Here is a 22354-nt window from a genome sequence, read left to right on the forward strand (position 1 = left end):
TTCAAAAAGAGAAGTTGGGTACTGTTAACCGCAAGACGAACCTGTTAACCTCGTCCGTAGTGACAACAGGACAGAGGAGATGGGAAAGCCAATCATCGATGACGAATTGTGGGCACTGATCGAACCGCTTCTGCCTCCGGCCAAGCCGCGGCGATTCCGGTATCCGGGTCGCATGCCGGTGTCGGATCGGGCCGCATTGACCGGCATCCTGTTTGTGCTGAGAAGTGGCATTCGCTGGAACGAACTGCCCAGCGAAATGGGCTGCGGCTCTGGCGTCAGTTGCTGGCGCCGGCTACACGACTGGCAAAGCGCGGGGGTATGGGATCGCCTGCACGAGATCTTGTTGGCAAAGCTACGTGCAGCGGATCGCATCGATTTCTCGCGCGTCATCATCGACTCCTCTTCAGTTCGAGCGGTTGGGGCGAGCCAAAAACGGGACCGAGCCCCACCGATCGTGCGCGACCCGGTTCCAAGCACCACGTCGCCACCGACGCCAACGGCACGCCAATCGCGGGCATCCTGACCGGCGCGAACCGCAACGGCATTACCCAGCTCCTGCCCCTGGTTGAAGCGATTCCCGCTATCCGGGGATGCCGAGGCCGTCCCTTGCGCAAGCCAGGTCGGATCGACGCTGACCGCGCCTGCGACCACGACAAATATCGTCGACCGCTTCATGCTGCCGGCATCCCGACCTTGATCGCCCCGCGTGGCCAGCCTCACTGCAGTGGACTCGGGAAGGTCCGTTGGGTCGTCGAGCGAACTCATGCCTGGCTGCATGCATTCCGTCGTCTGCGCACCCGCTTCGAGCGGCGCGCCGACATTCACGAAGCTCTCCTCAAGCTGGCTTGTTGCCTCATTTGCTAGCGCACCCTTCAGCGTGAGGAGAGTTCATTTTGAAATGAGTTCTTAGGCACGAAAATCGCCGGGATACTTACTGGTCCATCGCTTGAACACCCGCCGGCAGTTCACGGGTTCACTAAACCCGGCGAGGACGGCGATGCACGGCATCACTCCGCGCGAATGTTCAGCTCCTGGATCAACTTGCCGTAGCGGCTGAAGTCTGCTGCGTTTATCTTCTCGAGCTGCTCCGGCTTACCGCCCGCTGGGAGCATGCCGATCGCTGCCAATTTCGCAACGGTGTCCGGATCCTTCAGGATGGCATTGACCTGCATGTTCAGCACGTCGACCACAGGACGCGGCAGCCCGCGCGGGCCGAACAGCCCGGTCCATGCCTTTACTTCAGTGTCCTTGTAGCCAAGCTCGCGCAGGGTAGGTACATTCGGCGCGAGTGGTGAGCGCTCAGAATCGGCGAGGGCGACCGGGACCAGTTTCCCGGTAGACAGGTAAGGCAAGACTGGCCCCAGCGTAATGAAGGTAATCGGTACATGCCCGCCAAGGACGTCGTTGATCGCGGGTGCGACCCCCTTATATGGAACGTGGTTTAGCTTGATGCCGGCGGCTTTGTTGAACAACTCCCCGGCAATATGCATGGGCGACCCGCTGCCGGGTGTTGCATATCCCAATCCGCCGGACAAGCGAGCCTTGGCGATGATGTCAGGTACCGTCTTCGCGGTGGTACCGGGCCCGGCAATCAGTGCCAGTGATTGACTGCCGGTCTGAATAATCGGCGTAAAGCCATTCATGACGTCGTAGCGCGTGCCAGGCGACGTTGTGACCACAAACTGCGCGATGCTGAACGTGCTGGGCGCCAGCAGCAATGTATAGCCGTCGGGCGCCGCCTTGGCAACGTGCGCAGTACCGATGATGCCGCTGGCCCCAGGGCGGTTGTCAACCAAAACCGGCTGGCCAACTCGCGCGCTGAGCTTGTCCGCGATTAGCCGTGCCAGAGCGTCCGCGTCGCCGCCAGCGGGATAGGCGACAACAATGGTGACCGGCTTGGTCGGGTATCCGCCTTGCGCCAAGGCGGGCTGGCATGCAGCGGCGGTTGCGCAGACTGTTGCAATTAGGGCGAAGTGTAAGCGCGAGTTCTTCATGGGATGGTCCGATACGTGGGGGCGGAAGTTGCGGATCTTTAATTCACTCACGAACGAATTATAGATCTGCGAGAATTGGCATGTCCATCTTTTGAATCAGAAAGGCATAGTTAATGACGGCAAAGTCACTTGGCGCCCGCAAGAAACGCGAACGACAGCAAGGGCGTCCCGACGCAACAGTCAGAGTTGGCAAGGACGCTCTACTCGCAGCAGCGATTGAAGTTTTGCGAACCGTTCGCCCCGAAGCCATGACGATGGTGGACGTGGCCGCGCGCGCGCAAGTCCATCCTGCTCTAGTCAGGTATTACTTCGGGTCGAAGAACGGGTTGCTGCGCGAAGTTGCGCGCACGCTTGTCGGTCGGGAGCAGGACGTTATGCAACAGGCAATGGATTCCGAGGCCACGTTGGAAGATAAGCTCGAGAAGCGACTGCAGGGCATGATCAAGCTGGTCGATGCGAATCCCAATTTCCACCGTCTGGTACTAGACAGAATATATGCCGAGCCAGACGAGGGCGGCGAGATCCTCGCGCAGATGGGTGCAAATGGGCTCAGGCTGACCTTGGCCCTGCTGCACGATCGAAGTGGGAAGCCGTTGCGCCCCGTGGATCCGCGCTTGCTGCATATCGCCATGGTAGGCGCGTCTGAATTCTTTGTTGCGGCCAGGCCGCTGCTGCGCGAACTGTACGGCCAAGATGCCGACATGGAACAATTGACGGAGCGCTACGTCGCGCTGCTGCGCGATCTGTTCGCGGGGGGGCTGCAGGTCGGTACCGAGATGGCGCCGCCGGCCCCCGGCCGCGCAATTCGCTGAAACGACGCGGGGTTGGCGTGAAGAGAAATTTTACTTCGCGCAATGAGAGAATACCAAGATTACTACTGGCAAGATGAGAGCGTGCGAACGTTCCAGAGGTCGATTTCGTCAGGCGCCCCGACTGTTTATTTGGTGTTGCAGAACGTTATTTCCGCCAATGGTGCGCACTATTTCCGCCAATATAGAAATCTAGGGCTGCGGGCTGGCCACGGCCCAGTCCACCGCCGCATCGAACAGCATGAGGCCCGGTTTCGACAGGTTGATAAAGGCGTCGTTGGCGAGGAAGAACATCACCCGGCGCGCGGGTGCCAGCGATTCATAGTCCATCGTGGCGCCTTACCCTTTTCGTAGGCGAAGATCGCAGCCTTCTCCGGCTGCCCGTAGCTTGGTATAGAGATAAGCTTTATTATCCTTGTACTATCATTTCGGTACGAAACTCGCTTTCGTCGAAATGCCCCGACACCTGCCCACGCCGGAAGGCTTCCCGGACACCGCTGCCCTTGCGGCGCTGCGCGCCTGGTACGAGGGCGCCTCGTCGCGGCAAGTCGCGGAGCGCTACCTGCGCGATCGCCTCAGCCATGGCCAATCGGCCCGCAGCATCATCGGCCAGGTGTGCCAGCAGCTGGCCTTGTACGCCATTCACCGCCAGCGTCCCGACCTGGCGGCGCTGTTCCGGTGCCCCGCCGATCAACGCAGCCGTCATGCCAGGGCTGTCACCCAAGCCGTCGAGCTGCTGCGCGCGATGCCGGTCCCCACGCCGCAGATCGCCGACGCTATCGCGCTGTGGCTGCCGGAGCGAGTGGTCCGCGTGCTGCACGCCGTCGGCATGCGGACCTTGAGCGACCTTACCGTGCGGATTCCGCGCCGGCGGCAATGGTGGACCGCCATCCCGGGACTCGGCCCCGCCAGCGCCCGCAAGATCGAAGCCTTCTTCGCCGCGCACCCGGCGCTGACCGCGCGGGCGCGTGCCCTGATCGTCGCGGAGTCACCGCCGATCGTGACGCCCTGGGAACAACTGCGGCTACCTCACGATGTCGACGGCTCGGCCGGCGCCTTCCGCGCGCCGGCGGCGACCTGCATTCTCGGCGTGGACAATGACGATGACGCCATCCAGGCCTGGCTTGGGCTGCATGAGTCCCCGGCCACCCAGCGCGCCTACCGCAAGGAGGCCGAGCGCCTGGTCCTGTGGGCCATCGTCACGCGGGGCAAGGCCCTGTCGTCGCTGACCACCAAGGATGCGACCGAATACCGGGCGTTCTTGCGCAAGCCGGCGCCGCGTGAGCGGTGGGTCGGTCCGCCGCGTCCGCGCACGGCCTCGGATTGGCGCCCGTTCGTCGACAACCTGTCGCCCCGCTCGGTGGCTCATGCGCTCGCCGTGCTTAGTGCCATGTTCCGCTGGCTGATCGAGCAGCGCTATGTCGTGGCCAACCCCTTTGCCGGCATCAAGGTGCGCGGCAGCCAGCGCGCCATGGCCGTCGAGACTACGCATGCCTTCACCGAGGGGGAGTGGCTGCTGGTGCGCACCATTGCCAACGGGCTCGAATGGTCTTACGGCTGGCAAGTCCCGGCCGCGCAGCGGCTGCGCTTCCTGCTGGACCTTGGCTATGCGACCGGACTGCGGATCAGCGAACTGGCCAACGCCACGCTGCGCAATGTTGAGGTCGATGCCGCGGGCGATCACTGGCTGCATCTCGTTGGCAAAGGCGGCAAGCCCGCCAGGGTCACCCTGACACCGCTGGCGCGCGTGGCGCTGGATCGTCATCTGCAGGAGCGGAGCCTGCCCGTCAGCCGTGCCCGCTGGGAACCGGCCACGCCCTTGATCTGCAGTCTGGACGACGCGGATGCCGGCATCACGCCGCTGCGCCTGTGGGAGATCATGCGTCGGTTCTTCGCCCTCGCAGCCGATATCATCGGCGACGATCATCCGGCCCTGGCCGAAAAGTTGCACCGGGCCACGCCGCACTGGATGCGGCACACCCACGCGACGCACGCCCTCGCGCGAGGCGTGGAACTGAGCGCCGTGCGCGACAACCTGCGTCATGCATCCATTTCGACCACATCCATCTACCTGCACACCGATGATGTCAAACGGGCACGGCAGTTCGGTCAGGCATTCCCCCCTTGATACTGCATCGCTATCCGAAATGTAGCGCAAAGTATCGTCGCGTGATCGACTTGCGGGCCTCAGCTTTCATCGGTCGAGTATCTTCAGGGGACCATCGTTCACCGCCATAGCTTGCATGGCAATGGGCGCAGCGATAGGGGGATTCCAGAAGCCGGATGTTGACCAGAAGCGGTGCCTCATAGCCGCAGCGCCGGCAAGCGGTCTCCAGCGGCCGGCGATGCGCGGGACAGGTGTTGACGTTCTCAATTTGATGGAGGACGCTGTGATAGCCGTCCAGCATGCACTGATGACAGTGTCGGAAGACACTGCTGTAGCGCCGTCGCTGGGTGGGCTGTATGAGCGCAATACGCAGTGTCCTGATCGGTACGGCAAGGGTATGGTGCAGTCGGCGCAGGTCAATCATTCCGAGCTGCGGCACGACACCCTCGTACGGGTCGATATCGGCGCCCAACAGCCGCGCCACGACATGCCCGGGCAAAGCGTTTGCCTTTTCGAACTTCCACAGGATGGAGACGAGCGACTCGTAGGGCTCAATCCACCTCCTGTTAAAGAGGTATCCCAGCGAGGGCGTCAACCGGCCCTCGTCAAGCGTGAGGATCGGAAAGCTCGGCCGCGCGAGGCGCAGGTCCCTAGGCGGCGACGAGCACATGGCCGGTAGCATGACGGGACTGCACGTAACCGCAGTGCTGCACAGCGTAGCCCCACAGGGACGACTCGGGGCAGTATCCGGGCGCATCCCGGATCTCGCTCTCCTTCAGCAGGATCTCGACGGCACGCGCAAACGATTCCATCGGGATAGCCAACCGCCCCGGCAGGCTCGCCTTGTTATGCGCCGCTTCAAAGGCCTGCCACAAGGTGTCCGCATCGCTCACCAATCGATACCCACTATCGAAGGCCTGCGGGACATAGAAGCGCGTGAAGCTCCAGGCGCTACCCTCCGGGTACGCGGTCTGGTCGTAACCGTTCAGGCACGTCGCCACATCCTCGGCATTTCGGATGCCATAGAACGACAGCTCATCGACCATGAGCCGGGCCACAATCTGCGTCTTCCCCGCGATCTGCAGGGCAGTCTTCTGTGCGAGGAGTTCCTGCTGGCCCACCAGAAAGGTGAAAAGCTTGATTTGCTGCCGATCGAGCGCATCATGCACGTCACGCAGCCATTCATACTCGTTCTCGTTGTAACGCTGCGCCTCGTCACAGAATAGCAGGACGGTACCGCTGCCGGCGCGTGCGGCCGCCTCCCGGATTCTCAGGGACAGGCGCATCCGCTTGGACGGATTACCACCCGCGTTCGGCTCCGGATCCCCCACAGCGGCCAGCAGGTTCGCAAAGAACGGTCCCTCGGCATGGCGCGGCTTGTGCTCGCACTGCGCGTGGTAGGTGGTCATCTTCGGGTGGTTGCGTGCCAGCAACAGCCGTACATACTCGATCGCCCGGGTCTTGCCGATGCGCGATGGCCCATAGATCAGCGCCCCCATGATCCGGTAGCGGAGGCACCGCTCGACGAGTTCATAGAAGGTCTCGATCGCCGGCGTGGCGATCCTATAGTTCCCGGTGGCGAGCGGGTGCAGCGATGGACCAATCGGACGCGGAACCTGAAGCGACATGATGCACCTCCTGACAAGGACGACGGGATTAGAAAACCTGGCCGGTGCCGATGGAAAGCTTTCGCGCCCGTGCCGTCGGGCGGGGCGTAGACTCGTCTGCTGACGTGACGTCCACCGAGGGAGGGGCAGATTGCGCCGCCGTTGGTGGCTTCTCGGTCGGCCGAGGTGGGCCAGGGGGCGTGCGTGTGGTCGGCGCCGCCGCGAGCAGGCGCATCACATGGGCCAACTCGGTGGCAGCCTTGCGGGTCTTCTTCGCCTGCGCGACCTTTTCCTTCACGTAGGTCTCAATCGGATTGACAGCGACGGCGGAGTGGCGGCGCCGCTTGCCCGCTTGCCGGCGAATTTCCTGACGCAACTTGAGGTTGTGCGGTACCACCCGCCACGCCCCTTGCGCATCAAGTATGCCCAGCTCGGTCCCGTCGGCAAGGAACGCCCGCACGCTGCGCAGATCATCCGCGTTCATGTAGATCAGCAGTTGATGTCCAATCAGATGCGTGCTGGTCGCGAGCACACCATTGGTATAGCGCACGCCGTGCAGGTTGATATGCGGGCGCACACCCTGGTCGAGATAGGCCCGCACCCGGCACCGCCGAGCCGACTGCATCAGGCAGAGCGTGCGGCGGTGCTGCTCGGCCAGCCATGTCACCAGCGTTCCCCTGCCGCGCACGAAATGCTCGATCGCTTCGAGCGGCGTCGCGTTGTTCAGGCCGCTGTGCGGCGTGCCGTTGTATCCGGCGATGGCGTACTCGACCAGCTCCTCCAGCTCGCTGATCGACACGTACAGGCGCAGGTCACCCTTTGGGTCGGAAAGTGCCCGACGCACATCGCGCGGGTGGGCGCCCGTGTAACCTGGCAGGCGCGAGGACAGACGGCTGGCGATCGTGCCGAAAAACCGCTCGATGTACGGACGCTCGTCGGGACTGTATTTCGGCCCGGCGTCGGCGATGCAGCCAATGAACTCGCACAACGCCGTCAACGTCTCATTGGCGAGGTTCGCCTTAGCGTTATCGAGCTTCATCGTCTCCCAGGTCGCATACGCCAATTCCGGCAGTCGTTGCGACGGAAAGCTATCCTGGAGACCGTACGCAAGGCCAGGGATCGTGAAACTTCGCGGACGATGCGGCTCGAGTGCGTTCTCGATGGTCTTAACGACATCGTAACGGCTGTATTCCCTGGCCAACGCAATGTGATAGCCGAGGACCGCGCGCGTACACACATCGATGATCACGAGCAGCCAGACCCGCTCCATCTCGAATTCGTGTTCAAAACCGAGCGGATCGCGGACGACCACTTTGAGCCGGATGTCGAGCCGGTGACCGTCGAACTCGACAACCTGGTATGGGCGAGTTGCGGCAGGGGACGTCCCTTCTCGTGGGTGTGGCAAGCCCTTGAGGTGCGATGCCCCGGCTGCACGGGCCGCGGTACCGAAGCTGCGCAGCAATTCCGCCTTCAAACGCCGCGACAGCGAGCGGATCGCGTGCCCCGCCGTGTTGAAGGGGTAGTCGGCTGCCGTCAGCCCCACGGATCGACACTGCCGCAGGAACTCGTCATGCAGCGTCTGCAGGCCGCGCAGTCGGGTTCGCAAGCCCCCATCCGTGTGGATCTGCTCGAGCAAAACCTTGCGTTGCCTCACTTGGAGCAGCAACCAGCCCGACAAGGCGGGATAACGCTCGAGAAGCTGTGTCAGGGCCCCCGCCGTCCCACAACTCCCACGCTCGCAGCGCACCTGCACGTCGCGTATCCGCACGTATTCCGCGATGCGCAGGTAGCGGACCAGCGCACGAAAACCGACCGGTCTGCCATCCGGATGCTGCAGCATGGCCCGCGCGAGCCAGCGGTACAATTGCCTGCGGTTCACGCCTGTCGACTGCTCGATTGCTTTGATCGGCTCCCCGGCCGCATAGCGCTCCAGGGCCTGGCGGTGTCTTTCGAACGCACGTCGCGCCACCTCGTCGAATTCCGTGTAGGCCACCGTCGGCCAGGCGCTCATGTCGATGGACTGGAACTCCGGCTTGCGACGGTTCATGTCGCTGCTCCCGTCGTCTCGAACGACGTGAGCAGCGACAACGGCTGGACGTGAAGCTCCGGCGCATGGGCCCGACCACTGTGCAGCAGGCCGAACAGAGCCGCGCGAACCAGCACCGGGTCGCCCGTCGAGAACTCGCGCTCGATAGCAAGCAGTCGTTGAGGCTGGACCAGAAAACGCTCAATTGCCTCCGGCAACGTTGGCGCGACCAGGCCACGGTTGGCAACCAGGTATGGCAGCATGCGTTGCCAGTTGTCGATCCACATGCGCGCCGCCGCTAGTTCTGATGAGGCCACCCACCGGACTGGAAAGGCCTGGCCATCGAGATCGTGACGGGCGGCCTGAGTGTCATCCGCGGATGCTGAATCGTCGAGAAGAATCAGTTCCTCGCGCTCTACATAGCGCACCCAGAACTCGGCGAGACGGCGGCGGCCATCGATCAGCACATAACCCGGCCGCTCGCAGAATGAAATCACTGCCGAATCCGCCTCGAGCAGCAGCCACAGTTCCACCGACGGGCGCCAGTAGAACATGACGCGGCGCGCGAGCTTCGGGCTGAAGGCTTCGAAGCGATGCGCGCCACGCGGCCGGGCAAGTGCCATCGGCCCTGCAATACGCACGGAATCTTCCATAAGATCAATGGCTTACGGATGGGATTCGAAGTGTAGGAGGCGAAGTAGCAGATTTAATACGGACTTATGCGAATTGACACTCTCATTACGTTGCGAGTGGACGCAAATGTGTCAATCCAATGGCGCCATCCCGTGTCACCACGCGGCTAAGGCGGTGACACTTTCATTACGCTCTACGTCGGCCGCGCCGATGGTGATGCCGGGCACGTTGCGCAGTGCGTCGGCCAGCGAGCTGCCGCCTTGCGCGTCGGTCAGCGCCTTGGGCACGACCGTCACCGATTGCGGCACATCGCGCAGGTTCTCGGGCAGCTTGGAGATGGAGCTTTTGGCGGCGTTGTAGTCGTCGCGCGGGGCGGAGCCCTTCACAACAGCTTCCGGCAACGTGGCGGTGGCGGGTGCCTGGGCAAGCGTGGCCTGCTGGGCGAGTGCGACGGTGGGGGTGGCAAACAGGGCCAACAGGGCGCTGGCGACGGGCGTGCGGCAGTTCATTGCGTGGTTTCTCCGGCGGCACTCTTCTAGTGGTGCCAGCCGCTACGGAACGCCCTCCTGCGCCCGCGCCGCCGTGCACGAGAGCGCACTACGAATTGCGGACGCAAATATAAATGATAACTATTCTCAACAGCAATAAATTGTCGCAATAACTCCCGAAAGTTCCCGGAAACGCACAATTGAAGAGGCTTATAGAGCGCTTTTCCTTGGATTTAGCTGACTTGGCAAGCTTGTCCTCCAGGAATATCTGTGGTCAGGCGCCTCCCAACCAGCAAAGCGTACCTATTTCTGCGTGCTGTCTGATGGCGATGGAAGGTGCTGCGCATCGTCTCCGGCATCTGCACGATTGCGCGCCAGCGCACGTGCATACACCGACGGCGCGCCCGCCGCATGTGCCGTCACATAGCCGGTAATGCACGCCAACATGAGCGGCAGCACCACCTGATACGACAGCGTCATCTCGAAGATCATCAGGATCGACATGAGCGGCGCATGCGTGGTGGCCGCCAGCAACGCGCCCATGCCGACCACCGCGTAGCTGACTGGCACGGGCGCCGCATCCGGCAGCAGCGCGTGCATGCCCGTGCCGTACAGCAAACCCAGCGCCGCGCCACAGAACAGCGTGGGTGTGAACACACCACCCACCGCGCCCGAGCCCGCGCTCGACGCCGTCGCCACCACCTTGCAGATCAGCACCAGCGCCACCGTCTGCCACAGCCATGGGTCATGCAGGAAGCCATTCACCACGCTGTAGCCGTTACCCCAGACCTCGGGCACGCCCGTGGAGAGCGCACCGACAATCAACCCGCCAGCGGCCAATCGCAGCGTGAGCGGCAGCTTGGTCTGTGCAAACGCATCACGCGCGCGGTCAATCAGACCCAGCAGCAGCGGCCCCACCATCCCCGCCGCCAAACCAAGGCCCAGATACGTCAGCACTTCCCAGCCGGAAACAAAATCGAAGTGCGGCATCTCGTAGACCGCCCCGTAGCCGAAGAACTGGCGCACCACGATGTCTGCGGTGACAGCCGCCACCAGCAGCGGCCCGAGTGTCGCCGTGGTGATGACACCGAACACGATTTCACAGACGAACACGGCGCCCGAGATAGGCGCGTTATAAGCAGAGGTGATGCCAGCGGCCGCACCGCACGCGACCAGCAGACGCAATTGCTCGACCGGCACGGGCGTCCAGCGCCGCAGCACGCGGCCGACCAGCGAGCCGCACATGGCCGACAATTGCACCATCGGCCCTTCGCGCCCGATCGACGCGCCACTGGCCACCGAGCACAACGACGACACACTGCGTACCAAGCTCTGCCGCGCGCTGAGCACGCCATCGCCCACGGCAATGGCTTCCATATAGTCTTCCGAGCCCTTTCGGGGGATCCACTTCAGGCCCACTTGCAAGGTAATGCCCGCCAGCAGTCCGCCCACGGTCGGCACCAGCAGGCGCGCCCACCACGGCAACGCGCGCGCCGTGGCCACCAAGCCCTGGTCCGTACCCGAGAGCCACCATTGCAGATGACGCAGGGACTCGCGAAACAGGATCGTCGACAGAGCGCCCGCGCAGCCGATCACCCCGGCAATCACGAACACAAGATGCTCGCGACCGAACGGCAGCCGGGCAGTCGCGCGCCGCCACCATGGCTGGCGCGGCACATCAGGTTGAGGCGGCGGCGTGTCGGTCATGTCGATTCGCGCAAGAACAGATCGACATGATAGCGGCGGCGCCGCGCCAGTTTTAAGTCGATGCCGCGACCAGAGCGTCTGGCAACCACGCCTGCGGTGTATCAGCGCTGCGACGATTCGGGCCCCAGGCAATGACGCGCGCCTGTACGAGGTTTTCGATCACGAATGGGTCGCGCGCAACAATGGCGTCGATTTCTTCACGGGATTCGGCACGCGCCAGGATGCCACCGCCCTCACGTGGGAAGAACGGCCCCGACATCAGGAAGTGGCCGCTCGCATAGTGGGCGTCCAGATGCGCGCGGTGTGCAGGCAGCACGCGATCGAGTGCTTCCAGCGGTGCGGTGTAGTTGAAAAGAATCAGGTACAGCATGCGGTGGCTCCTTGTGAGGTGAGGTAAAACCTTCGAAACGCGAGACCCGGCAGCGTGAAGAAACGACGCCGAGTGTCCCGCAGAAATGGGTACGCTTTGCACGGAAACCCTTCGGCGCGCAGGGTTCTCAAGGGCGCAAGAGCAGTGCGCCCGAGGTTTGTCCGGCTTCGAGCGCGGTGTGGGCGGCAGCCGCATCTTCCAGCGCATAGGTACCGCCCACCGGCACGCGCACGCCATCGAGCATGCGCTGCAATGCCGCCTGCGCTCCCATCCGGTAGTTCGACAGATCGGCCATGTAGCGGAATACGCCTGGCCGCGCCAGCGCAATCGAGCGCGACGGTCCAAGCGCCGCAAGATCGACGACATCCGTTTGGGCGTTGCCGACATCGCCCGCCTGACCGATGCTGGCCACCATGCCGAATGGCCGCGTCACTGCCAACGACGTCTGCAGCATGGCGCCGCCGATGCCGTCGATCACGTAGTCGACGCCTTCTCCGCCGGTGAGCTGCAGCACGGCTTCGCGCACGTCCTGCTGGCGATGCAACACGACGTGGTCTGCACCATGGCCCAGCGCGACGGCGGCTTTGGCTTCGCTGCCTACCGTGCCGATCACACGCGCACCCTGGCGCTTGGCCCACTGCACCAGCAACACGCCCAGGCCGCCGGCTGCAGCGTGCACGAGCAACGTATCGCCGGCGCGCATCTGCCGTACCCGCGTCAGCAGCATGTGCGCAGTGATGCCGCGGACCAATGTGGCCGCGACGGTTTGGTCATCAAGGGCATCCGGCAAGGCAATCGCCCGTTCGGCCGGAATGTTGCGATGGCTGGCGTAGCCCCCGGGCGCGCCATCCATCAGGCCGGCCCAGGCCACGCGCTGGCCAACCACAAAGCCGCGCACATCCGTACCCACGGCTTCCACCACGCCGACACCCTCCACCCCGAGCACCGCCGGGAATGCCGGCACCGGATACAACCCGGCACGGTGATACACGTCGACAAAGTTCACGCCGACGGCGGTATGCCGCACCGTCATCGCATTCGGCGCGGGCGGCGGCAACATCAGGCTGGCGGGCCGCAAACCCAATGCTGGTCCGGGTTCGCGCAGTTGGATCACCTTGGCGTGCATGGCAAAAGTCCTCGCAGAAATGGGTGCGCTTTTCGGTTTGGTCGATGACGGGTACTGCGTTCATCACGTTGTGAAACAAGCGTAATCCGTTCAGAATCACCCGGGAATTCACAAAAACCGATCAGCTTCTGTGCAAAAAAGCCCAGGTTGGCCAAAAAATGCACGTGCCCTGGCGCGTGCGGCGGCGGCCGAACCTTCCTCTTCCTTGCAGTGGGATGACGTGCGCTACTTTCTCGTGCTGGCGCGCGAGGGCAGCTTGTCGGCCGCTGCGCGGCGGCTGGCGGTGGAACACACCACGGTAGCGCGGCGTGCCGATGCGTTGGAGCAATCGTTGGGCGTGCGCTTGTTCGACCGCCTGCCGCGCGGCTGGCGCCTGACCGCTGAAGGCAACGCCCTGGCCGAGCGTGCAGAACGCATGGAGCAGGAGGCCGCCGGCTTTGCACGTGCCGCAGCGGGGGCGGGCAGCTTGCGCGGGACGGTGCGTATCTCCGCGCCGCCCACGGTGGCCAGCCACATCATCGCGCCAAACCTGGCGGCACTGCGCCGGCAATGGCCCGGCATCGACCTCGTGCTGCTGGGCGAAAAGCGCAACGCCAACCTGATGGCGCACGAGGCCGACTTGGCGGTGCGCTTGTCGCGCCCTACGTCATCTACCTTGGCGACACGGCCGCTGGGCGACCTCGGCTACGGCCTGTACGCCACCGCAGAGGTGCTCGCACGCCCCGAATCAGAGTGGGAATTCATCGGCTACGACGAAAACCTGCGCCACGTCCCGCAACAGCGCTGGCTGGACAACTACGCAGGCGAACGTCGCGTGGTCTTACGCTGCAGCGATCTGGCGGCGATGCATCAGGCGACACTGGCCGGACTGGGTGTTGCAGCGCTGCCTCACCTGCTTGGCGCGCCCGCAGAAACGGGTACGCTTTTGCGCCGATTGCCTGTCGACGATCCTGCGTTGCACCGAGAAATCTGGTTGGTGATCCACCCCGACGTTCGACGATCACCGCGCGTGCGGGCCGTGGCCGATGCATTGATCGCGCTGTTCGACGCACAGCGACACGTGTTGGCAGGGTTTTGAACGTACGCAGAAACGGGTACGCTTTTGGGTGAAAATGAACCGCAAACCCAATGGATATGCGGTTCTTACGCCTCGACAATATTGCATGCCGAGGCGCGTTCTGAACGCTCAGCCGCCCAGGTAGGCTTCGAGCACGCGCGGATTGCCCAGCAGGTTTTTACCGCTGTCAGCGAGCACGATCTGGCCGGTCTCCAGCACGTAGCCGTGTTGCGCGATCTTCAATGCTTGGCGCACGTTCTGCTCGACCAGGAAGATCGTCAGACCTTCGGCATTGATGGTGCGCAGGATGCGGAAGATCTCCTGCACGATGATCGGCGCGAGGCCCATCGAGGGTTCATCCAGCAGCAGCACGCGCGGGCGAGCCATCAATGCGCGGCCGATGGCAAGCATCTGCTGCTCGCCGCCCGAGAGGTTGCCCGCCAGACCCTCGATACGCTCCTTCAGGCGCGGGAACAGGTGGAACACGCGCTCCAGGTCGGAGGCGATCTGACCTTTGTCCTTGCGCGTGTAGGCGCCCAGCTCCAGGTTCTCGCGCACCGTCATCGTGGTGAGCGTGGCGCGCCCTTCGGCCACCTGCACGATGCCGCGCTCCACACGCTTGTGGGCAGACCACTGCGTGACGTCTTCGCCCTCGAACAGGATCTGGCCGCGCACATCACCCTGCGACTTCGGGATCAGGCCCGAGAGCGCAAGCAGCGTGGTCGATTTGCCCGCACCGTTTGCGCCCACCAGCGAGGTGATCTCGCCGGCCTTGAGCGCAAAGTCGATGCCCTTGACGGCTGCGATGTGCCCGTACGACACGTCCAGCCCTTTGACTTCCAGCAACGTGGTCATGCCGTCTCCTTCTGCGCAGCATCGCCGTTCGCTTCATCGTCGTCATCGCGGCCCAGGTACGCCTCGATGACTTGCGGATCGTTGCGGATTGCTTCGGGCGGCCCTTCGGCGATGATGCGGCCGAAGTTGAGCACCGCAATGCGCTCGCACAGGCCCATCACGAAACGCATGTCGTGCTCGATCATGAAGATCGTGTAGCCGCGCGCCTTGATGTTTTCGATCTCGGCCATCAGGTCGACCTTCTCGCCCGTGTTCATGCCGGCGACGGGCTCGTCGAGCAGCAGCAGTTTGGGTTCGGTGGCCAGCGCCCGCGCGAGTTCGAGCTTGCGCTGGTCGCCGTACGAGAGGTTGTCGGCAATGTCGTGCGCCTTGTGGTCGAGCTTGACCCAGGAGAGCAGCTCCAGCGCACGATCGCGCGCGCGGCGCTCAGCAGCACGGTACTTGGGCAGCGACAGCAGCAGGCCCGGCGCGCCGTAGTCCAGATGCCGGTGCATGCCCACCACAACGTTCTCCAGCAGCGTCATCTCCTTGAAGATGCGGATGTTCTGGAACGTGCGCGCAATGCCCATCTGCGTGATCTGGTGCGGCTTCTTGCCGACGAGATTTTCGCCGTTGAACGTGAGCGAGCCGCCCGTGGGTGCCAGCAGGCCGGTGATCAGGTTAAAGACGGTCGTCTTGCCGGCGCCGTTCGGGCCGATCAAGCCGAAGATGGTGCCTTGCGGCACCTCAATGTTGACGTCCTGCAGCACCGACAGGCCGCCAAAGCGTTTGGAAATGGAGGTGAGCTTCAGCATGGCGGCCTCAGTGCGATTCATTGGAGGCGGCCGACGCACCCGGCATGGTGCCGCCGCGCTTCATGCCGAACCAGCGGGCGAAACGCGCCGGATCCCAGATGCCCTTGGGCAGGAACAGGACGATCACCATCAGGATCACGCCATTGACGACCAAGCGGAAATCCTTGAACGCACGCAGCAGCTCGGGTAGCAGCGACAGGATCAGGCTGCCGAGCACCGGGCCCGTCAGGCCGTTGGTGCCGCCCAGAATCGTCATCGTGAGAATTTCCACGCCGCGGTCGAAGCCGAATTCATTGGGGCCGATGAAGAACGTCAGGTGCGCATTGAGTGCGCCCGCCAGCCCGGCAATGGCCGCACCCAGCGTGAACGCCAGCAGCTTGGTGCCGGCCACGTTGATGCCCATGAGGCCTGCGGCGGTCTCGTCTTCCTTGATGGCCTCGAATGCGCGGCCGACCTTGGAGCGGCGCATGCGCGCCAGCACGAACAGCGTGGCCAACACGGCCAGCGCCACATGCCACCACTCGGTCAGTTGCGGAATGCCGTTCAGGCCCAGCGCGCCGCCGGTCCAGTTCTCGGTGTTCAGGATCAGCACGCGCACGACTTCGCCAAAACCAAGCGTGGCCATGGCCAGATACACGCCGGAAAGACGCAGCGTCGGCCGGCCGATAACAACGGCCACCACGGCTGGTGCCGCCATGCCACCCAGCAGCGCGACCGAAAACGGCATCTCCGCATTCATCGTCAGCAGCGCGGAGGTATACGCACCGATGCCCATGAAAGCCGCATTCGCCATCGCCAGCAGGCCGCACGACAGCGTGAGATAAATGGACAGCGCCAGCAACGCGTTGATGCCGAGCGTCAGCACCAGGTTGCTGTAGACCGACCAGAAGTTGTCGAACCATTCCATGTCGGTCTCCTTATGCCTTGCGTTCGAGCACCTTGCCGAACAGCCCTTGCGGCCGCACCAGCAGGATCAGGAACAGCAGACCGAACGCCACCGCATCGCGCATGGTCGAGCCGATGTAGGCCACCGACAGCACCTCGGCAAAGCCGAGGAACAGGCCGCCGAGCATCGCGCCGCGAATATCGCCCAGGCCGCCCAGGATGATGACCGCGATGCCCTTGTGCAGCATCGGCTGGCCCATCAGCGGGAACACGGCGTTGGAGTACAGGCCGATCAGCACGCCCGACAACCCACCCAGCGCAGCGGCGGCAAACGAGGTCAGCAGGAACAGCCCTTCGACATTGATGCCGAGCAGCGCCGCTGCCTTGGGCGACTCCGCAATCGCGCGCAGCGCACGGCCGAGCTGCGTGCGCTTGAGCAGCAGCATAAGCGCGCCCATCAGCACGAACGACAGCACGATGATGCCCAGCTCGAGCGGCGTGAGATGGATGCCGCCCAGGTCCAGCGATGCGTCCGACACGAGCCCGGCCGGGAAGCGCAGATTCTCTGCCCCGAACACGCCCTGCATGGCGTTATTGATGGCGATGCCCGCACCGATGGTCCCGATCATCGGAATCAGGTGGGGCGCATTGCGCCGGCGCAGCGGGCGCAGCAGCAGCACATCGATGATGAGCCCAGCCACGCCGCTCACGGCAAAACCGACGGCCAGCGCCGCCCACAGCGGCAGATCGAAGTGGAGGACGACCTGCAGCGCCGCATAGGCACCGAGCATGAAGACCGCGCCGTGCGACAGGTTGATCACGCCCAGGATGCCGAAAACCAGCGTGAACCCCAGGGCGAACAACGCATACACGCAGCCGAGCGACAGCGCATTGACGAGTTGCTGTTCCAGCATGATGAATCAGAGTGAGGAGTGGCCGAATGTCACCAAAGCAGCCACAAAAAAAACGATGGGGCGTAGGTTTAGCTACGCCCCGCGTTTCGGTTTCAACGAGAACCGAAGATTACTTCTCGATCGTGTACTTGCCGTTCTTGGTCACGCTCACGATCGGCGTCTGCACGGCGTCATAGCCGGCCGGCTTGCCGCGCGCCGTCACCTGACGGAACGCAAACGCGCCGGTCGCGCCAACGTGCTTGACTGCTGGCAGCGCATCGCGGATCGCCTTGCGATCGGCTTCGAGGTTGCCGCTGAACTTCACCTTCTTCAGCGCTGTCGCCGCGATGTACATGGCGTCATACGACTGTGCCGCAAACTGGTCCGGCGCAGCCTTGTACTTGGCGGTGTAGGCGGTGATGAACTTGCTGTTCTCGGCCGTGTGGTTCTCGATCGACCACGGGCTGCCCACCCACAGGTTGTCGGACTTGTCCTTAGCCAGGTCGAACACCTTGACCGAGTTCATGCCGTTGCCGCCGATGATCGGCACATTCAGGCCAAGCTGGCGCCCCTGCACCATGATCGGACCACCTTCGGCAATCAGCGCCGACAGCACGATCGCGTCCGGGTTCGTCGCCTTGATCTTGGTGAGCTGGGCCTTGAAGTCGACATCGCCCTTGGCGAAGGTCTCGGTGGTCGTGACCGGAATCTTCAGGTCTTCGAGCGCCTTCTTGAAGTTGTCGTAGCCGCTCTTGGTGAAGACGTCGTCGTTGCCGTACAGCACGGCCACCTTCTTCACGCCTGCTTTCTTCACAACGGTCTGGATCGTGGCCGGCAGCACGTCGGCTTCGGTCACGGAATTGCGGAAGACGAAATCGCCGATGCTGGTGATGCCGTCTGCGGTGTTGGAAGTGCCAAAGGCAACCGTCTTGGACGCCTGCGCGATCGGGTCGGCCGCCTGTGCCGAGTTGGACAGCGTGGGGCCGAACACCATCGCCACCTTGTCCTGGAAGATCAGCTTCTTGAAGACGTTGATGGCCTCTTCCTTCTTGCCCTGCTCGTCTTCGATCACCAGCGCGATCTTGCTGCCGTTGATGCCGCCCGCGGCGTTGATCTCGTCAGCGGCCAACTGGAAGCCGTTGCGGATGGCCACGCCGTACTGGGCTGCGCCGCCCGACAGCGCTTCGGCCACACCGATCTTGATGTCCTGGGCCGCAGTTGCCGCGCCCGTTGCGATTGCCGCCCCCGCAGCCACTGCCGTCAACAGCAGCCGTTTGATCATTTTTTTCATGCGAACCTGCTCCTTGTTTGTCCGTCGCGATTGCTTGAATGCGATTCGTCTCGAAGATGCGCTGGCCCAACACCGTCGCTCCCCCCGCATGCGCCCTGCATCGCGTCCGGACGCTCGCCTGCCGGGTTTCGCGCCACGAAGACAAACAACGTTGGCGAAACGGCGGAAGACCTGCCGGGCGAGCGATGCCGGATCGGGCATGCTGCGCCGGGAGTGCGTCGGAGTGTGAAGCGAAGGCGCCATGGGTACAGCGCTCTTGTGCGACGCGCCGGGGTGGCCGGCACGTGCAGTCAGTCGCGGGACTTTACCGGAAAGCGCACGACCGTGCGATAGGGGATTGTCCGCCGCCCGGCCTGGGGGGCGACTGTTGCGGCGCAATATTGCCACGCGACACCATCAAATCGACGTGGAGCGTACCCGTTTCTGCGTGCCTTGCGGCACTGCGAAAATCACCCCGTCGGCAGCTCGTCGGCGCTCACAAACAACCCCTTGCCGCGCGATTTGGCTTCGTACAACGCCTCGTCGGCGGCTTCGAAGACGACGCTCTGCGCCAGCGTGCGCGCGTCGAAGGTCGCGATACCGATGCTCGCGCCCACCTGCACCACCGCTTCACGCAGGCGAAACGGCTTGTTGCATGCGGCGAGGATATTGGCGGCAACCGTCTTTGCGTCGTCCGCGTGCGACAGGTGCTCCAGGATGACGGCGAACTCGTCTCCACCAAAACGCGCCACGCCGTCGTACGGGCGCACGGCGCGCGCCAGGCGCTGCGCGAAGGTACGCAGCAGCGCATCGCCCACGGCGTGCCCGTGCGTGTCGTTGACGACCTTGAAGCGGTCGAGATCGACCAGCAGCAGCGCTCCGGTGGATCCGTTCACACGCGCCTGGTCCAACGCTGCCAGTAAGCGCTCTTCAAAGCCAGCACGGTTGGCCAGGCCGGTGAGGTGATCGGTGGTGGTCAGCGCGCGCAGGCGCAGCTCTTGTTTCTTGCGCTCCGTGATATCGAGGGTGACCGAATGCACGCCCGCCACGCGGCCTTGCGCATCGAACTGCGGAAGGTAGCTGACCTCTTCGCACCGGTACAGATCGCGGCCCCGGAGTTCGCGCTCAAAGACCATCGTCTCGCCGCCCAGCGCGCGCCGCAACGCATCGCGAAGGTTGCTGTAAGCATCGTCGCCCACAACTTCACGCAGCGTCTGTCCGAGCATGCTCGCAGCCGATCGTCCATACGCTTTCTCGTAGGCGGCATTCAGGAAGCGGAAGCGCTCGTCGGTGTCGATGAAGGCCACCAGCGCAGGCAACGCATCGGTCACCGTTTGCAGCGTTTCGCGGCTGCGCTGCAGCGCTTCCTTGGCAGCCCTGTCCTGCGTGATGTCGCGCATGACCGACGAGAAGTGCTCCATACGCCCGGCAGGATCGCGGTGCGCGATGATCATGTGGTTGATCGGCACGACCTGACCTTCGGCCCCTCGGACCGTGGTTTCGCCAATCCACACGCCGTCGCGCGAGGCTGCGGGTACCGCCACCTCGCGCAGCCAGCCCATCGTCTCGGGCGGATAGAAATCCGCAACGGTCAGGCCCTGGAGATTGGCGTCCAGCGCAATGCCGGCAAAGCGCCGGCCGGCCGGATTCATGTAGGTAACGTTGCCCTGTACGTCGCTCTGCGCAACGAAGTCGGTGGTGGAGTCGAGGATCTTGGTCAGCACGCGCGACGCCTGTTGCGCCCGCGCGCGTACGGTGATGTCTTCCATGGCCCCAACGTGGCCGACGATCTCGTCGTCCACGCGCACCGGCGCTGTCGTAACGACCAGCAGCCGCTCGCCGATGCCCGGCACGATCACGCGCTGCTCGGCGCTGTAACCTGCGCCGCGCGCGACCGCATCCCGCCAACCGGCCATGGTGGCATCGCGGTCGTTCGGATGCAGGCGTGCGAGCCACACGTCGGCCAGCGCCTCTTCATGCGTGGCACCGAGCAGCCGGCGATACGCCTCATTGGTATAGACGGTCCGGCCGTCCGCATCCGAGCGGAACAACCCGAGCGGCGAGGCATCGTTCACGGCTTCCAGTTCGGCGCGCTGGCGGACGACCTCGCCCATCAGCTTGTGGAATGCCGTCGACACCGCGTCGATTTCCGCCGAGGTACCGTCCAGCTCGAGCGGCGGCGCATTGCGCAAGTCCGTGGCCGAAAGCTGCGTCATGGCGGCATGCAACCGGCCAAGCGGGCGCAGCAGCCACAGCATCGCCGCCCACACCGACACCCCGATCAGCGCTGCCAGCACCAGGAGCGACCAGCGAAAACGCTGGCGCATGAGGAAGAGCTGCCGGTTGGCCTCGGCCCCGGGCAATACCGCAGCAAGCGTCCAGCCGGCCGCAGTGATGTCGTGCGTGGTAACCACGTCGCCGCCGCGATCAGGCAGCGCATCCGGATTCGCGCGGAAGGCCGCGGCCACCGCCGGATCGGCATCGAGCGGCGCAAGCGTCTTGTCGGCCTCGGGGTGGACGATATAGACGGGGTTGTCACCTCGCGTGGCCAGGTACACATGGCCGGTCTGGCCCACGCGCATGTCGCGCATGTCCCCCAGAAAGTTCGGCTTGAGCAGGTACAGCGACGCGCCGATCAACCCGACGAGATTGCCGTCCTGATCATGCACGGGCGCGGCCATGATGACGATGGGCTCGCCGCCCACCCGGTTGCGCAGCGGCGCGGAGATGGTCGGCTGATCGACCACCATGACCTGCTTGAAGTAATCCCGATCCGAAATGTCGATGCCGACCACGCCCGCGCGGCGCCGCGAGGTGGCTGTCACCTTGCCATCGGCCGAGGCCAGGAACACCCCGTCGAACAGGCCGCTGGCGGGCTGGATGGATCGGTAGAACGCCGCTTCCTGCGCGGGCGTGCTGAACTGCACGGTACGCATCTGCTGGGCAGTGCGCTCGAGCACACCCAGGTAGGTGTCCAGCCGCTGCTTGAGGTCTTCCGCCGACTCCTTGACCATGGCCGTCTGCTGCGCCTTGATCTGCGCCATCACCTCGCGGCGGATCGGCTCACGCTGCGACCAGCCGAACAGGCTCACCACCGTCACGCTGATGACGGTCGCCATGATGGCCGCCTGCGACTTCAGGGTCAGTTTCATCGGACCGTCGGCTGGCACCGGCGCCCCTCGCGACCGGTGTCTTGTTGTAGTGGGAGGGCAGACACCATAGTGCTATGCCCGCCGGTCATTGTCGAGCCGCCGCCGCGTCTAGCGGCGGCCGCAGACGTAAGCGGCAGAGCGAGCAGCGAGCGTACCGGGGCGGATGCGCATCCAGTGCGCGCCGGCTGCGGTATCGGTATCGAGCGTGGCGCCGTCGGGACCGCGCACCACGTAGTCGACCAGGCGGATGCGCTGGCGATGGCAGTCGATCTCCTGACGCGAGAGGATCACCGTGCCGGGCCGGTAATGGGCCCCATGGGCGCGGCGTTCGCTGCGCTTGAGCACGGTGCGCGCCAGAAAGGTCTTGTGGCCGGTACGGTTGGAGCGCAGCGACGTGCGATCGATGGAAGCCACGACGGACGTCGTCGTCAGGTATTGGTGCCAGCGCGCAGCCTGGGCAGGCACCGCCATGCCGAAGGCGCCCACGCCGACACTGCATATCCAGATCCACCGCCACATCATGCGTTTCACGACCGTCCGTCCTGCCATATCAAGAAGTCAAGGAGCGGCACTGCTGCCGC

General features: G+C 64.1%; 20 protein-coding genes and 1 pseudogene. 4 read left to right on the plus strand and 17 right to left on the minus strand.

Annotated features, from left to right (window positions below; genetic code table 11):
- Nucleotides 1–79 precede the first annotated feature (79 nt).
- Nucleotides 80–864, plus strand: a protein-coding gene (locus tag DOD19_RS25130; protein ID WP_112188844.1) for an IS5 family transposase whose coding sequence is annotated in 2 segments (ribosomal slippage) — nucleotides 80–428 and nucleotides 428–864 — 786 coding nt in all. Because the reading frame shifts where the segments join, the coding sequence is not laid out codon by codon here.
- 143 nt (nucleotides 865–1007) lie between these two features.
- Here DOD19_RS25130 and DOD19_RS25135 read toward each other — a convergent pair.
- The gene (locus tag DOD19_RS25135) at nucleotides 1008–1994 is read right to left on the minus strand and encodes a tripartite tricarboxylate transporter substrate binding protein (RefSeq protein WP_112188846.1); all 987 of its coding nucleotides are present in this window, start codon (nucleotides 1992–1994) and stop codon (nucleotides 1008–1010) included.
- Nucleotides 1995–2107: 113 nt separating this feature from the next.
- On the opposite strand from DOD19_RS25135, the gene DOD19_RS25140 reads away from it, so the two are divergent.
- Nucleotides 2108–2806, plus strand: a complete 699-nt coding sequence (locus DOD19_RS25140) for a TetR family transcriptional regulator (protein WP_112188848.1) — start codon at nucleotides 2108–2110, stop codon at nucleotides 2804–2806.
- A gap of 189 nt (nucleotides 2807–2995) precedes the next feature.
- On the opposite strand, the pseudogene DOD19_RS25145 reads toward DOD19_RS25140, so the two are convergent.
- A pseudogene (locus DOD19_RS25145) lies at nucleotides 2996–3207 on the minus strand (hypothetical protein); the annotation flags it as partial.
- Nucleotides 3208–3257: 50 nt separating this feature from the next.
- Here DOD19_RS25145 and DOD19_RS25150 point away from each other — a divergent pair.
- On the plus strand, nucleotides 3258–4931 hold the full coding sequence (locus DOD19_RS25150) for a site-specific integrase (RefSeq protein WP_112188850.1): 1674 nt from the start codon (nucleotides 3258–3260) through the stop codon (nucleotides 4929–4931).
- Between the two features lie 10 nt (nucleotides 4932–4941).
- On the opposite strand, the gene DOD19_RS25155 is transcribed toward DOD19_RS25150, so the two are convergent.
- From DOD19_RS25155 to DOD19_RS25190, 8 genes are all read right to left on the minus strand, one after another.
- Complete coding sequence (locus DOD19_RS25155; RefSeq protein WP_204360102.1) at nucleotides 4942–5592, minus strand: hypothetical protein; 651 nt, start codon at nucleotides 5590–5592, stop codon at nucleotides 4942–4944.
- The gene (locus tag DOD19_RS25160) at nucleotides 5561–6538 is read right to left on the minus strand and encodes an ATP-binding protein (protein WP_112188852.1); all 978 of its coding nucleotides are present in this window, start codon (nucleotides 6536–6538) and stop codon (nucleotides 5561–5563) included. Before DOD19_RS25160 ends, DOD19_RS25155 begins: the two co-directional genes overlap by 32 nt.
- A gap of 28 nt (nucleotides 6539–6566) precedes the next feature.
- Nucleotides 6567–8564 carry a DDE-type integrase/transposase/recombinase gene (locus tag DOD19_RS25165; RefSeq protein WP_112188854.1) on the minus strand — a complete coding sequence of 666 codons (1998 nt, stop codon included), beginning with the start codon at nucleotides 8562–8564 and terminating at the stop codon, nucleotides 6567–6569.
- Nucleotides 8561–9196 (minus strand): hypothetical protein, encoded by a 636-nt coding sequence (locus DOD19_RS25170; RefSeq protein WP_112188856.1) that lies wholly within the window; start codon nucleotides 9194–9196, stop codon nucleotides 8561–8563. Before DOD19_RS25170 ends, DOD19_RS25165 begins: the two co-directional genes overlap by 4 nt.
- Nucleotides 9197–9331: 135 nt before the next feature.
- The gene (locus DOD19_RS25175) at nucleotides 9332–9685 is read right to left on the minus strand and encodes a TonB-dependent receptor plug domain-containing protein (RefSeq protein WP_239498102.1); all 354 of its coding nucleotides are present in this window, start codon (nucleotides 9683–9685) and stop codon (nucleotides 9332–9334) included.
- Nucleotides 9686–9967: 282 nt separating this feature from the next.
- Entirely contained in the window at nucleotides 9968–11371 is a 1404-nt protein-coding gene (locus DOD19_RS25180) for a ClcB-like voltage-gated chloride channel protein (protein ID WP_112188858.1), read from the minus strand.
- A gap of 52 nt (nucleotides 11372–11423) precedes the next feature.
- Nucleotides 11424–11741 carry a YciI family protein gene (locus tag DOD19_RS25185; protein ID WP_112188860.1) on the minus strand — a complete coding sequence of 106 codons (318 nt, stop codon included), beginning with the start codon at nucleotides 11739–11741 and terminating at the stop codon, nucleotides 11424–11426.
- 127 nt (nucleotides 11742–11868) lie between these two features.
- The gene (locus tag DOD19_RS25190) at nucleotides 11869–12867 is read right to left on the minus strand and encodes a quinone oxidoreductase (RefSeq protein ID WP_112188862.1); all 999 of its coding nucleotides are present in this window, start codon (nucleotides 12865–12867) and stop codon (nucleotides 11869–11871) included.
- A 205-nt stretch (nucleotides 12868–13072) separates the two neighbouring features.
- Here DOD19_RS25190 and DOD19_RS25195 point away from each other — a divergent pair, with 205 nt between their 5' ends.
- On the plus strand, nucleotides 13073–13945 hold the full coding sequence (locus DOD19_RS25195; protein ID WP_024978077.1) for a LysR family transcriptional regulator: 873 nt from the start codon (nucleotides 13073–13075) through the stop codon (nucleotides 13943–13945).
- A gap of 108 nt (nucleotides 13946–14053) precedes the next feature.
- Here DOD19_RS25195 and DOD19_RS25200 read toward each other — a convergent pair whose 3' ends face one another.
- The 7 genes from DOD19_RS25200 to DOD19_RS25230 all read right to left on the minus strand — a co-directional run bounded on the left by DOD19_RS25200 (nucleotide 14054) and on the right by DOD19_RS25230 (nucleotide 22322).
- Complete coding sequence (locus tag DOD19_RS25200; protein ID WP_024978076.1) at nucleotides 14054–14779, minus strand: ABC transporter ATP-binding protein; 726 nt, start codon at nucleotides 14777–14779, stop codon at nucleotides 14054–14056.
- Nucleotides 14776–15573, minus strand: a complete 798-nt coding sequence (locus DOD19_RS25205) for an ABC transporter ATP-binding protein (RefSeq protein WP_024978075.1) — start codon at nucleotides 15571–15573, stop codon at nucleotides 14776–14778. The genes DOD19_RS25200 and DOD19_RS25205 overlap by 4 nt, the downstream gene beginning before the upstream one ends.
- Before the next feature lie 7 nt (nucleotides 15574–15580).
- Nucleotides 15581–16480 carry a branched-chain amino acid ABC transporter permease gene (locus tag DOD19_RS25210; protein ID WP_024978074.1) on the minus strand — a complete coding sequence of 300 codons (900 nt, stop codon included), beginning with the start codon at nucleotides 16478–16480 and terminating at the stop codon, nucleotides 15581–15583.
- A gap of 10 nt (nucleotides 16481–16490) precedes the next feature.
- Nucleotides 16491–17372, minus strand: coding sequence for a branched-chain amino acid ABC transporter permease (locus DOD19_RS25215; protein WP_024978073.1), 882 nt, complete (start codon nucleotides 17370–17372; stop codon nucleotides 16491–16493).
- A gap of 109 nt (nucleotides 17373–17481) precedes the next feature.
- Entirely contained in the window at nucleotides 17482–18642 is a 1161-nt protein-coding gene (locus DOD19_RS25220) for an ABC transporter substrate-binding protein (protein ID WP_112188864.1), read from the minus strand.
- Nucleotides 18643–19091: 449 nt separating this feature from the next.
- Nucleotides 19092–21773: a diguanylate cyclase gene (locus DOD19_RS25225; RefSeq protein ID WP_024978070.1), complete on the minus strand. Its 2682-nt coding sequence runs from the start codon at nucleotides 21771–21773 to the stop codon at nucleotides 19092–19094.
- 108 nt (nucleotides 21774–21881) lie between these two features.
- A complete protein-coding gene (locus DOD19_RS25230; protein ID WP_024978069.1) occupies nucleotides 21882–22322 on the minus strand; it encodes a surface-adhesin E family protein in 441 nt (146 codons plus the stop codon).
- Nucleotides 22323–22354: the final 32 nt, after the last annotated feature.

The sequence above is a fragment of the Ralstonia sp. GX3-BWBA genome, from assembly GCF_003290055.1.
GTDB classification, from domain to species: domain Bacteria; phylum Pseudomonadota; class Gammaproteobacteria; order Burkholderiales; family Burkholderiaceae; genus Ralstonia; species Ralstonia holmesii.